The 11,200-nt window shown below is 68.1% G+C and carries 14 protein-coding genes and 1 other annotated feature; of the genes, 12 read left to right on the top strand and 2 right to left on the bottom strand.

Translation table 11 applies throughout. From position 1 onward, the window contains the following. Positions 1–140 precede the first annotated feature (140 nt). The 7 genes from H7A72_RS11190 to H7A72_RS11160 are packed head-to-tail and all read left to right on the top strand — an operon-like array spanning position 141 to position 4,738. A complete protein-coding gene (locus H7A72_RS11190) occupies positions 141–1,370 on the top strand; it encodes a CpaF family protein (protein ID WP_185220566.1) in 1,230 nt (409 codons plus the stop codon). Beyond that, positions 1,367–2,233, top strand: coding sequence for a type II secretion system F family protein (locus H7A72_RS11185; RefSeq protein ID WP_185220565.1), 867 nt, complete (start codon positions 1,367–1,369; stop codon positions 2,231–2,233). Before H7A72_RS11190 ends, H7A72_RS11185 begins: the two co-directional genes overlap by 4 nt. After that, complete coding sequence (locus tag H7A72_RS11180) at positions 2,230–3,183, top strand: type II secretion system F family protein (protein ID WP_084450381.1); 954 nt, start codon at positions 2,230–2,232, stop codon at positions 3,181–3,183. Before H7A72_RS11185 ends, H7A72_RS11180 begins: the two co-directional genes overlap by 4 nt. Before the next feature lie 28 nt (positions 3,184–3,211). Further along, a complete protein-coding gene (locus H7A72_RS11175) occupies positions 3,212–3,436 on the top strand; it encodes a hypothetical protein (protein WP_072625131.1) in 225 nt (74 codons plus the stop codon). Then, the gene (locus H7A72_RS11170; RefSeq protein ID WP_223277614.1) at positions 3,433–3,828 is read left to right on the top strand and encodes a TadE family protein; all 396 of its coding nucleotides are present in this window, start codon (positions 3,433–3,435) and stop codon (positions 3,826–3,828) included. Before H7A72_RS11175 ends, H7A72_RS11170 begins: the two co-directional genes overlap by 4 nt. Beyond that, the gene (locus H7A72_RS11165) at positions 3,825–4,265 is read left to right on the top strand and encodes a pilus assembly protein (RefSeq protein ID WP_185220564.1); all 441 of its coding nucleotides are present in this window, start codon (positions 3,825–3,827) and stop codon (positions 4,263–4,265) included. The genes H7A72_RS11170 and H7A72_RS11165 overlap by 4 nt, the downstream gene beginning before the upstream one ends. Continuing rightward, a complete protein-coding gene (locus H7A72_RS11160; RefSeq protein ID WP_185220563.1) occupies positions 4,262–4,738 on the top strand; it encodes a pilus assembly protein TadG-related protein in 477 nt (158 codons plus the stop codon). Before H7A72_RS11165 ends, H7A72_RS11160 begins: the two co-directional genes overlap by 4 nt. 10 nt (positions 4,739–4,748) lie before the next feature. Here the strand turns inward: H7A72_RS11160 and H7A72_RS11155 are convergent, their stop codons facing one another. Continuing rightward, positions 4,749–5,555: an alpha/beta fold hydrolase gene (locus H7A72_RS11155; RefSeq protein WP_185220562.1), complete on the bottom strand. Its 807-nt coding sequence runs from the start codon at positions 5,553–5,555 to the stop codon at positions 4,749–4,751. A 338-nt stretch (positions 5,556–5,893) separates the two neighbouring features. Beyond that, positions 5,894–7,161, bottom strand: a protein-coding gene (locus tag H7A72_RS11150; protein WP_185220561.1) for an IS3-like element ISTesp1 family transposase whose coding sequence is annotated in 2 segments (ribosomal slippage) — positions 5,894–6,858 and positions 6,858–7,161 — 1,269 coding nt in all. Because the reading frame shifts where the segments join, the coding sequence is not laid out codon by codon here. Beyond that, positions 6,728–6,862 (bottom strand) — a sequence feature (AL1L pseudoknot). It overlaps the preceding gene by 135 nt. On the opposite strand from H7A72_RS11150, the gene H7A72_RS11145 reads away from it, so the two are divergent. The 5 genes from H7A72_RS11145 to H7A72_RS11125 all read left to right on the top strand — a co-directional run bounded on the left by H7A72_RS11145 (position 7,160) and on the right by H7A72_RS11125 (position 11,135). Further along, the gene (locus H7A72_RS11145) at positions 7,160–7,663 is read left to right on the top strand and encodes a hypothetical protein (protein WP_185220560.1); all 504 of its coding nucleotides are present in this window, start codon (positions 7,160–7,162) and stop codon (positions 7,661–7,663) included. The genes H7A72_RS11150 and H7A72_RS11145 overlap by 2 nt on opposite strands. A 54-nt stretch (positions 7,664–7,717) precedes the next feature. Beyond that, the gene (locus H7A72_RS11140) at positions 7,718–8,323 is read left to right on the top strand and encodes a hypothetical protein (protein WP_185220559.1); all 606 of its coding nucleotides are present in this window, start codon (positions 7,718–7,720) and stop codon (positions 8,321–8,323) included. A gap of 111 nt (positions 8,324–8,434) precedes the next feature. Beyond that, positions 8,435–9,190 (top strand): hypothetical protein, encoded by a 756-nt coding sequence (locus H7A72_RS11135; RefSeq protein ID WP_185220558.1) that lies wholly within the window; start codon positions 8,435–8,437, stop codon positions 9,188–9,190. A gap of 494 nt (positions 9,191–9,684) precedes the next feature. Beyond that, positions 9,685–10,278, top strand: coding sequence for a hypothetical protein (locus H7A72_RS11130; protein ID WP_185220557.1), 594 nt, complete (start codon positions 9,685–9,687; stop codon positions 10,276–10,278). Next, positions 10,263–11,135, top strand: coding sequence for a hypothetical protein (locus H7A72_RS11125; RefSeq protein ID WP_185220556.1), 873 nt, complete (start codon positions 10,263–10,265; stop codon positions 11,133–11,135). Before H7A72_RS11130 ends, H7A72_RS11125 begins: the two co-directional genes overlap by 16 nt. The last annotated feature ends 65 nt before the right edge of the window (positions 11,136–11,200 follow it).

The following is an 11,200-nucleotide window of genomic DNA, read 5'->3' as shown; positions in this document are numbered from 1 at the left end:
CGAACACCGTTCAGCACGCGGATCGGGCTGGCCTGTGGATTCTCGAGATGCGGATCGCGCTCAATTCAGTACCGTCGTGGGCCAGTGGACCGGGGAGGTCCACGAGGACGACGCCACACGACGAAGGGGGGGATCCGCCGATGGATGCTGTCAAGACGGTCGAGACAGAGGTCCGCGAGCTCATCCGCCGCTCCGGGCTCGACCCGGTCCGCGAGACCGCCGAGGTCGCCGACCTCGTGCGCGCCGCCGTCTCCGACTACGACGAGCGCAGCACCCACGGCGGGCTGCCGATGCTCGGCAATGTCGAGGCCGCGGTCAAGTCCGTGCTCGACACCGTCGCCGGCTTCGGGCCCCTCCAGCGCTTCTTCGACGACCCGCAGGTCGAGGAGATCTGGATCAACAGCCCGAGCCAGGTCTTCGTCGCCCGCAACGGCGTCGCCGAGCTGACCTCGACCGTGCTCACCGCTGACGAGGTCCGCGACCTCGTGGAGAAGATGCTCAAGTCCTCGGGCCGACGCATCGACCTGTCGTCCCCCTTCGTCGACGCGACCCTGCCCGACGGCAGCCGGCTGCACGTCGTCATCCCCGACATCACCCGAGAGCACTGGGTCGTCAACATCCGCAAGTTCGTCGTCAAGGCCGACCACCTCGACGACCTCGTGCGGTTGGGCACGCTGACCAAGGAGGCGGCGACCTTCCTCCAGGCCGCCGTCGCGTCGGGGCTCAACGTCCTCGTCGCCGGCGGCACCCAGGCCGGCAAGACGACCCTGCTCAACTGCCTGTCGGCGGCGATCCCGCCACGGGAGCGGGTCGTGACCTGCGAGGAGGTCTTCGAGCTGAAGATCCCGCTGAGAGATGTCGTGTCGATGCAGTGCCGCCAGTCCAACCTCGAGGGACTGGGCGAGGTGCCGCTGCGGCGCCTGGTCAAGGAGGCGCTGCGCATGCGCCCGTCGCGGATCATCGTCGGCGAGGTGCGGCAGGCCGAGAGCCTCGACCTGCTCATCGCGCTCAACTCCGGCCTGCCCGGCATGTGCACGATCCACGCCAACTCGGCCCGCGAGGCGGTGACCAAGATGTGCACCCTCCCGCTGCTCGCCGGCGAAAACGTCGGCTCGCGCTTCGTCGTGCCGACGGTCGCCGGGTCGATCGACATCGTCGTGCACGCCGCGCTCGAGTCCGACGGCGTCCGCCGGGTGCGCGAGATCGTCGCGCTGCCCGGCCGGATCGAAAACGACGTCGTCGAGATCAGCGACATCTTCACCACCCGCGACGGTCGGCTCGTGCGCGCCGACGGCTACCCGCCGCACCGCGACCGCTTCCAGCGGGCCGGTTACGACGTCGCCGCCATCCTCGGGGGTGGGTCGCCGTGACCGGCGTGCTCGTGGGGGCCATCCTCGGGGCCGGCGTCTTCCTCATCTGGTGGTCCTGCTGGCCTCGTGAGGAGCGCCAGCGGGTCCAGCGGGAGAGTCGGGTCATGCGTGGGCTCGCCGACGACCTCGCCCAGGCCGGCTACCGCGGCATCGGGCCCCGACTACTCCTCGCCGCGTGCGGCATCGCCTTCCTGCTGATCTTCCTCACGGTCACCGCGCTCACCGGGGTGCCGGCGATTGCCCTGTGCTTCGCCGTCATGGCCGGCTGGGTGCCGGTCGCCGTCGTGCGGGTGCGGGCCCGCTCCCGCCGGGCGCACCTGCGGGACCTGTGGCCCGACGCCGTCGACAACGTCACCTCCGCCGTGCGCGCCGGTCTGGCGCTGCCGGAGGCGCTCGCCCAGCTGTCGGTCCGTGGGCCCGAGGAGCTGCGGCCCGCCTTCGCCGACTTCGCCAGCGACTACCGCACGACCGGCCGCTTCAACGACTGCCTCGACCGGCTGAAGGACCGTCTGGCCGACCCGGTGGGGGACCGGCTCGTCGAGTCGCTGCGCATCGCCCGTGAGGTCGGTGGGTCCGACCTCGGCTCGCTCCTGCGGACCCTGTCGACCTTCCTGCGCGAGGACGCGCGCACCCGCAGCGAGCTCGAGACCCGGCAGTCGTGGACGGTCAACGCCGCCCGGCTCGCCGTCGCCGCGCCGTGGATCGTGCTCGCGCTGCTGTCGACCCGCCCCGAGTCCGTGCAGGCCTACAACACCTCGACCGGGGTGCTCGTCCTCGCCGTCGGGGCGGTGTCCACCGTGGTGGCCTACCGGATCATGGTGCGCATCGGTCGGCTGCCCGAGGAAGAGCGGGTGCTGCGATGACCGACCTGCTCCACGACATCGGCCTCGGTCGCAGCGGCGCCTTGCTCGGGTTGCTGCTCGCCCTGGGCGCCCTCCTCGTCTGGCAGGGGCTGCCGAGACACCGTCAGGCGACCCTCGACGACCGGCTCGCGCCCTACCTGCGCGACACCCCCAAGCCCTCGCGGCTCCTCGCCGTCGAGGACGTCTCGCTCACCGCCGTGATCCCGACCGTCCTGCGCCCCGTCGTCAGCGACCTGGCCCGCCGCGTCGAGCAGGTGCTCGGCGGCACCTCGTCGGTGCGGCGGCGTCTGCTGCGGGCCGGGCGCGTGCCCGACACCGACCACTTCCGCGCCGAGCAGGTCGTCTACGGCTTCGCCGGGGCGGTCGCGGGCGGCTTCCTCGGCATCGTCTACGTGACCGGGCAGGGGCGCTCACCCCTCTTCCTGCTCGTGCTCGTCGTCCTCGGCTTCGCCATCGGCGTCGTCGCGCGCGACTCGCTGCTCAGCCGTGAGGCCGACCGGCGTGAGGCCCGAATGCTCGCCGAGTTCCCCACCGTCGCCGAGCTGCTCGCGCTCGCGGTGGGTGCAGGCGAAGGCGCTGCCGGTGCGCTCGAGCGGGTCGTGCGGCTGTCCGACGGCGAGCTGTCCGACGAGCTCGGTCGCTGCCTCGCCGACGCCCGCGCCGGGGCCAGCCTGCCGGCCGCCCTGCAGGGGCTGGCCGACCGCACCGGCCTGGCCTCGTTGGCCCGCTTCGTCGACGGCATCGTCGTCGCCGTCGAGCGCGGCACCCCGCTGGCGGAGGTGCTGCGCGCCCAGGCGCAGGACGTCCGCGAGGAGGGGCGTCGCCTGATCATGGAGGCCGGCGGCAAGAAGGAGATCGCGATGATGGTCCCGGTCGTCTTCGGCGTGCTGCCCGTCACCATCCTCTTCGCCATGTTCCCGGGCCTCGGCTTCTTCCAGTTCCAGATGTGACCGACCAGCACGCACCAAGGAGAAAGACATGAACGACCAGCTCATCAAGGCGCACGTCCGCCTCACCGATGCCGTGCGGCGGGCCACTGCGCGCCTCGACGACGAGACCGGCGACGTGCCCGGCTGGGTCCTCATCACCCTGATGACCGCGGCCCTCGTCACCGGTATCTGGGCCATCGCGGGGGAGCAGCTCAAGGGCATGTTCGAGCGCGCGATCACCGGGGTCACCGGCCCCGATCAGGTCCACAATTGATCGGTGCCGCGAGGCTGCACGACGATCGTGGGTCGGCCGTCGCCGACTTCACGATGACCTCTGCGCTGCTGCTCTTCGTCTTCCTCGGGGTCTTCCAGCTCGGGCTGACGCTGCATGTGCGCAACACCCTCATCTCGTGCGCCTCGGAGGGGGCTCGCTATGGCGCACGTGAGGGGTCGACGCCCCAGGAGGGCGCCGGCCGGACCGAGGACCTCATCGGCCGCAGCCTGTCCGCCCGCTTCGCGGGTGACGTGACGGCGCGGGTCGACACCACGGCCGCGGGGGTCGACGTCGTCGTGGTCGACGTCAGCGCACCCCTGCCGGTCATCGGGCCCTTCGGTCCCGGCGGTGCGATGGACGTCACCGGTCGAGCCTTCGCGGAGACCCAGTGAGCGTCCGCGAGCGTCTGGCCGACGAAGGGGGGAGCGCCGTCATCGAGTTCGTCTGGCTGGCGATCCTGCTGCTCGTCCCGCTCATCTACCTCGTGCTGTGCCTCGCCCGCCTGCAGGCCGGCTCCTATGCCGTGACCCAAGCGGCCCGCGAGTCGGCGCGCGCCTTCGTCACCGCCCGCGACGACGCATCCGCCTCCGCGCGGTCGCGGGCTGCGGCCGACATCGCCTTCGAGGACCAGGGCTTCCCGGGCAGTGGCGAGGTCGCCGTCGACTGCACCGACTCGCCCTGCCTGACTCCCGGGGCATCGGTGACCAGCCGCGCCGAGGTGAGCGTGCCGATGCCGCTCGTCCCCGCCTTCTTCCGTGAGGTGGTCCCGCTGGAGATCCCCGTCTCGGCGACCCAGACCGCGCCCGTGCCGAGGTACGAGGTGCGATGACCTCCCTTCGTGCTCGTGCCGTGGCCCGCTGTCGTGACGACAGCGGACAGCTGACCCTGCTCATCACCGGCCTGACCGTCGTCGTGCTGACGCTGATCATCGGGGCCCTCGCGGTCACCTCGTTGCAGATCTCGCGGATGCGTCTGCTCGACGCCGCCGACTCGGCGGCCCTCGACGCGACGGACGACAGCGCCAAGCTCGTCTACGACCGCGGTCTGGGCACGGAGCTGCCGCTCGACGACGCGACGGTGCAGGCCAGCGCGGCCGACCACCTCGCCGGCCGTTCCCGGCCCCACGGCCTGGTGAGCTGGCAGGTCGAGAGCGGGACCGGCAGCCCCGACGGCCGCACCGCGGTGGTGCGCCTGTCCGGCGAGGCGGACCTGCCGCTCATCGGGGGCCTGTTGCGCGATCTGGGCGGCTCGGTGACGGTGACCGTGGAGTCCCGGGCCCGGGCCGGGGTGACGCCGGGGTAGCCGGAGCCGATCAGGGAGCCTGCGTGTCGGGGTGGGCCCGGCGTGCCCAGTCGGCGACGGCGGCACCGACGATCGCGGGCTGCTCGAGGTGGACGTTGTGCCCGGCCGCGTCGACGACGAGTGCGCTCGCACGCGGGTAGTGGGGGATCAGCCGCAGCTGGTCCTCGTAGCCGACGACGTGGTCCTGCCGTCCGGCCACGAGGAGTGTCGGCCCCCGAAAGGTGGAGCCGCGCTCCTCGGGGACGGTGCCGAGCGCGTAGTCGGCGGCCAGCCGTTGCATCGCGGCCGGGTCGGCTGCGCGCACGCCCGGCAGCGCCCAGCGCTCGAAGGCAGCCCACGAGTCACGGGTCTGCCGCACCGCCATGCCGGTGAACTCGTCACGGTCCGCATCCGTCAGCTCGGCGAGGAGCCCCTCGTCGCGGTCGACGACGGTGCGCTCGGGCAGGGTGCGGCGGGAGGCGTCGGGGTCGACCACGGGTGCGATGAGGGCCAGTCCGAGGACCTGGTCGCCGAACTGGGCCACGAGGTGCCGGGCGAGCAGTCCGCCGAGGGAGTTGGCGACGAGCGCGAAGGGAGCCGAGCCGACCAGTGCGGAGGTGGTCTCGGTGAGCCACTGCGCGAGGTGGGGCAGGCCCCCTTCGCCGGTCAGGGCCGGGGTGCTGCCGAAGCCGGGCAGGTCGAGGTAGGTGCGCTCCCAGGCGCCGCCCTCGGCCAATGAGTCGTCCAGGGCGAGGAGCAGTCGGTGGTCGACGCCGTTGCCGTGGATGGCGATGAGGGGGACGCCGGCTCCGTGGCGCACAACGTGTGGGTGGGTCATGCGAGCAGCCAAGCACAGGGCCGACGGCGCGTCGTGCTCGGCGACGGTGGTGCGGGCGACGTTTCCGGGATGCGCACTCGGCGCCCGCGTGATGAAGTCGGGTGGGGACTGTTTCGCGACGTCTGTCGCGGCCGACCGAGAGGACATCTATGCGCCCGACACTGACGCGATCCACGCAAGCGGTGGCCTGTGCCGCAGCGCTGCTCGTCCTCACTGCGTGCGGTGGCGACGCTGACGGTGAGAGGGTGAGTACCACGAGCTCAGTGGCCAGCTCGTCCTCCTCGAAGCCGGCGTACGACGACGAGTATGAACCGCACTGGGTCTGATGGAGGCTCGGGCTATTGGATTCCGACCAAGGGGTGGTCGGACCGTTGCGTAGCGTAGAACGCTTCCTCGAACTCTGCTGGCGGGACGTCGCCCAGGTAGCCGTGGAGGCGGTCGTGGTTGTGCCAGTGGACCCAGGACAGGGTGGCGAGCTCGACATCCTCGATACTCTTCCAGGGCCGTCCCTGGCGTGCGGGGCCGCGGATTAGCTCGGCCTTGTAGTAGCCGTTCACGGTCTCGGCAAGGGCGTTATCGTACGAATCCCCGACGGTGCCGATCGAGGGCACCGCACCGATCTCAGCCAGTCGTTCTCCGTAGCGAATCGACGTGAATTGGCTGCCCGCGTCGCTGTGACACCGCAGCCCGTCGAGCTGGGTGCCGCGTGACCACCTGGCCATCTCGATGGCGTCGAGGACCATCGTGGTCCTCATGTGCGAGGCGACTCGCCACCCGACGATCGTGCGGGAGTAGGCGTCGATGATGAAGCAGACGTAGGCGACGCCGGCCCAGGTCGGCACGAAGGTCAGATCTGTGACCCACAACTGGTTCGGCGCGGTGGCGGTGAAGTCGCGGCCCACCAGGTCCGGGTGCCGCGGCATGCCCGGGTCTGGCGTGGTGGTGCGCACCCGCTTGGTGCGCCGCACGCCCTCGATACCCTCGGCGCGCATCAGCCGGGCGACCTGGTCGCGGCCGATGTCGTGACCAGAGCGTCGCGCGGCCTTCCAGATCTTCCGTGCCCCGTAGACCCGGTAGTTGGCTTCCCACAGCTGCCGCACCACCGGGCCCATCACCGCGTCACGTCGGGCACGGGCCGATGGCTGCCGGCTCTTGACCTGGTAGTAGCTGCTGGGGGCCACCTGCAGCACGCTGCAGATGAGCTCGACCCCCAGCCGCCGACCCGCGACGACGTCGTCGCGGTTGGCGTCGATGAACGCGGCTACTTCTTGTGCTGGCGGTCGAGCTCCGCCCCGAAGAAACTGGCGGCCCTCTTCAAGATTTCGTTGGCGCGCTTGAGCTCACGGTTCTCCTGCTCCAGAGCCTTCATCTTCGCCTCGTCAGTGGTACTGATGCCCGCGACGTGGCCCTCGTCGATATCAGCTTGACGGACCCAGGACCGCACCGACTCGGTGCCGTACCCCAACTGCTGGGCGACGCGCTGGACCGTGCCGTGCTCTGTGCCTAGCTCTGCGCGCAGAGTCCTGACCATCCGCACCGCAGCGGCCTTCTCGTCGGGGCTGTAGCGACGCGTGGTCGGCTTCCCCGGGGTGGTGTCCTTCGGCATGAGTACATCCTCGTTTCCAAACGATGGAGACTCCAACCAACCCAGTGCGGTTCAGTACGCCTACTCCGAGGCGAAGAAGAGCAACGAAGCGCTGCTCTCTCATGACTCGAACAAGCCACTGCCGGAGGACGTTGAGTGGGCCACGGCGAACTACATCAAGACGTACAACGAAGCTCTCGATGCGATCCAGGAAGCCGGAGCGAAACAGCGAGGCAACGTGTCTGTTCAAGCAACACATCTTGCAGAATCCAAGCCGGCGGCCCCAGGGGGATGGGACCTATCGATGTACCAGTGCAGCACCTCCACGGTGCGCCTGTACAAGGGAGGCAAGGATGTCACTGCCCACCCCTTGGATCCCAGCAAGCCCCTGCCGAAAGGGCCACGGAAGAATGTTCACCTGTTGAACTTCACCACCCCCGATGACGGCAAGACGTGGCAGCTCGACAAGGCCCAGATCCTCAGTGGCAAGGACGCGAAAAACTCCCCGTGCGAAGTCAGCTAGTGGGGAGAGGAACTACTACTCCGTGAGTTTTCGAAGCCGACCGAGAGGACATCCATGCGCCCGACGCTGACCCGATCCACCCCGGCCATGGCCTGTGCCGCCGCAGTCCTGAGCTTGGCAGCGTGTGGTGGTGACGCTGACGGTGAGAAGACGAGCGCCACGAGCCCAGAGAGCAGCGCGGCATCGTCGGAACCGACGTACGACGACGACTACGCCTACGCCGAGGCGAAGAAGACTATGCCGAAACTGCGGAGACACGACCCGAACAAGCCCATCCCCGCGAGCGCCGATTGGGCCACAGCCAACTACCGCAGGGCGTACAACGAGGAGGTCGCGAGTTTCAAGAAGTTGGGCGTAACCACCAGAGGGACCGTCCAGGTCACCTCCACTCAGTTGGCCGAGTCCAACCGTGACGCAGTTGGGGGGTGGGACCTGTCCGTGTACGTCTGTTCCGTGTCGACGACGCGCCTCTACGACAGCGAGGGCAACGACGTATCGGCAGACCCTGTAGACGCAAGCAAATCGCTGCCAAAGGGGCCTCGCAAGGGTGCTCACCTGTACAACTACACAACGGCAGATCAGGGCAAGACCTGGAAGCTGGACGAGGTGCTTTACCTGTCCGGCAAGGACGCGGAGGAGTCGCCTTGCGAGGTCAGCTAGGTGTCGCCGCACGGTCACCACGCACTGGGCGGCGTGACTGGACTCTCTGCTTCCCTGCCTTCGGGTGCACGGTCAGCGGTCGAGGGCTGAGAGACAATCTTGGGAGTGTTGATGCGCGCACGTGACGCGGCGACTCTTGAGGACCTGCACGCATACTTGCGTTCTGCGGGGCGCGAGTGGTTCGCCATGGGTCGGCGGGATGGCCCTGAGGTCTACGTGACCGACGAGGGGCCACTGTTCGTGACGCCCGTTCGCAGCCGACCGAGAGGACTTCCATTGCGCCCGACGATGACGCGATCCAGTGGGGCCTTGGCCTGCGCTGCCGCGCTACTGACCTTGGCTGCGTGCGGTGGCGACGCTGACGGCGAGAAGACGAGCGCGTCGAGTAGTTCGACGTCGGAGCCGACTTATGACGACGGGTACGCATACGCCGAGGCCAGGAAGGTCGCTCCGAAGCTGCGCAAGGTAGGTGCTGGAAAACTGCTGCCCGAGGACACCGCGTGGGCCACCTCGTCCTTCATCAAGGCATACAACGACGAGATGTCCTCACTGAAGGAGCAGGGCATCACTGAGAAGGGCTACGTGAAGGTCAACTCCATGCACGAAGAGGCGTCGAACCCTGACGCCGTCGGTGGTTGGGACCTGACGATGTACGAGTGCAGCACTTCAACCGTCCGCTTGTACAAGGGCGGCAAGGATGTCACCGGTACGCCCGGCGACCCAAGTACTCCGCTGCCGAAAGGGCCACGGAAGAATGTTCACCTGTTGAACTTCACCACTCCAGACGACGGCAAGACATGGCAGCTCGACAAGGCTCATCAGTTGTTGGGCGAGGACGCGAGGGATTCCCCGTGCCAAAGCAACTAGTGGGCGCCGCGCCGCCACCTAGCGTTGGATGGCCTGGCTGGACTCGCCATTGCTGCCTGCGGCTTGGTGCGCCGATTTGACCGTCGCGCTGTCCTGCTGCGGTCACGACCCGGCCTGGGCGAATGCTCGACCGGGGGCGCGCTCCGACGTCTCCGCGCCTTCTGGCATCGAAGTCGACCGAGGCTCTGGCGGTTGCCGAGGAGTCGAACGGTGACGCGCCAGCTGGTTGCTGCGCTCAAGGGCATGGGCCTGGGATCTCGACTGGGACAGACGGCACCCTCTGGGGCCGACTCCACGACGCGAATGGCGCTGCGGCACATGGGGAGTGCTACCCATCGCGACGAGACCGGACCCGCCCGTACGGTGGCTGGCAGGAACGACATGTGGGTGACGTAGACGACCGCGTCCCGAGATGCGTGAGTGAGCTTCCCATGATGAGGTGGCTTGGGGACCAATGTTCGCGACACCTGTCGCGGCCGACCGAGAGGACATCCATGCGCCCGACGCTGACTCGATACACCCAGGCGTTGGCATGCGCTGCTGCGCTGCTGACCTTGGCTGCGTGCGGTGGCGACGCTGACGGTGAGAAGACGAGTGCGTCGAGCAGCTCAACGTCATCGGAGCCCACGTACGACGACGACTACGCGTACGCCCAGGCGGAAAAGGTTCAGACGAAGGTCCGTGGCATTAAGCCCAACGAGCCAATTCCGAAGGGAGCGACGTGGGCCACGCGGTCGTACATCAAGGCGTACAACGAAGACATCGCCGATCAGAAGAACGCCGGTGTAGTGGAGAGGGGCTCGGTCACCGTAGATGAGATGCACCCGTTGGATTCAAACCCTGACGCGCCGGGTGGTTGGGATCTCACGATGTATCAATGCAGTACATCCACCGTCCGGTATTTTAAGGATGGGGAAGATGTCACCACGCGTCCCGAAGACCCGGACAAGCCGATGCCGTCTGGGCCCCAGAAGAATGTCCATCTGCTCAGCTTCAAGACGCCTGATGATGGACGCACTTGGCAGATTGACAAAGTCCAGCTCGTATATGGCGCTGAGGTCAAGGAGACGCCATGCGCAGGCGACTGACACTAGCGGTCGGGGTGGCAATATCACTAACTTTCACGACGACACTGCCGTCCGCAGCCTTTGTGCCTACGAAGACCATCATCGGCAAGAACGATAAGGGTTCTCGGTGGAAAGTGGTGGCTGATACGCCATCGGTTCCCAAGAGTCGGACCACAACGCAGCCGAAGGGCGCCGCCGAAGTGGTGTCAACTTCGTCAAGCAGGGCGACATCGCCCCCACCGCCGCCGCTCACGGACGAGCAGAGGGCGCATATCGCGGCACGCGTGGGTTCGTGCGTCGGCGCGAAGGTAGCCAGCGGTGCAGCTGTGTCGGACTGCTTTGGCTCCGCGCCCGCGGCGGATGTTGTTCCGGCCGCGCAGGTCGCACGACCGCGAGTGACGGCGGCATCGGTCCGGCAGGAAGCCGTTGACCAGATCACGTTGACCAAGCCTGACCTGCAGGCGTCGCCGTGTCTTGCCGATGCGGGCTCCTGTCGAGGCACGGTGGGCGTGCCGGTGTGGTTGTGGGTCGGTGACGGCGATGGGGGACTACCTAGCGAGTCGGCGTCGGCCACTGCCGGGCGCTTCTCGATCCAGGCGACCGCGAAAGTGTCGAAGGTCAAATGGTCCTTGGGCGACGGTCAAAGCACAGTGTGTTCTGGTGCAGGCACCAAGTACGACGAGGATGCCCATGGGTGGTCGGCTCCGGAGTGTGGTTTCGAGAACGGCTGGAAGAAGCCCGGGACCTACACGCTGACGGCGACGTACGTGTGGGACATCTCGTGGAGCGGTGACCAGACGGGGAGCGCGACGCAGTCAATGTCCTCGACTCGGCAGGTCACTGTGGGTGAGCTGCAGAGCGTCGTCAGCAGGAACTAGTTCCCTCCGGGGCGATTTCGCCGCCCGAGTACGGAGGATGTCGTTGTGATTTCAGGGGGATTTAG

Origin of the sequence: Janibacter sp. YB324 (assembly GCF_014217915.1) — a bacterium.
Lineage (GTDB): Bacteria > Actinomycetota > Actinomycetes > Actinomycetales > Dermatophilaceae > Janibacter > Janibacter indicus.
This window is presented reverse-complemented; position numbering and strand designations above follow the sequence as displayed.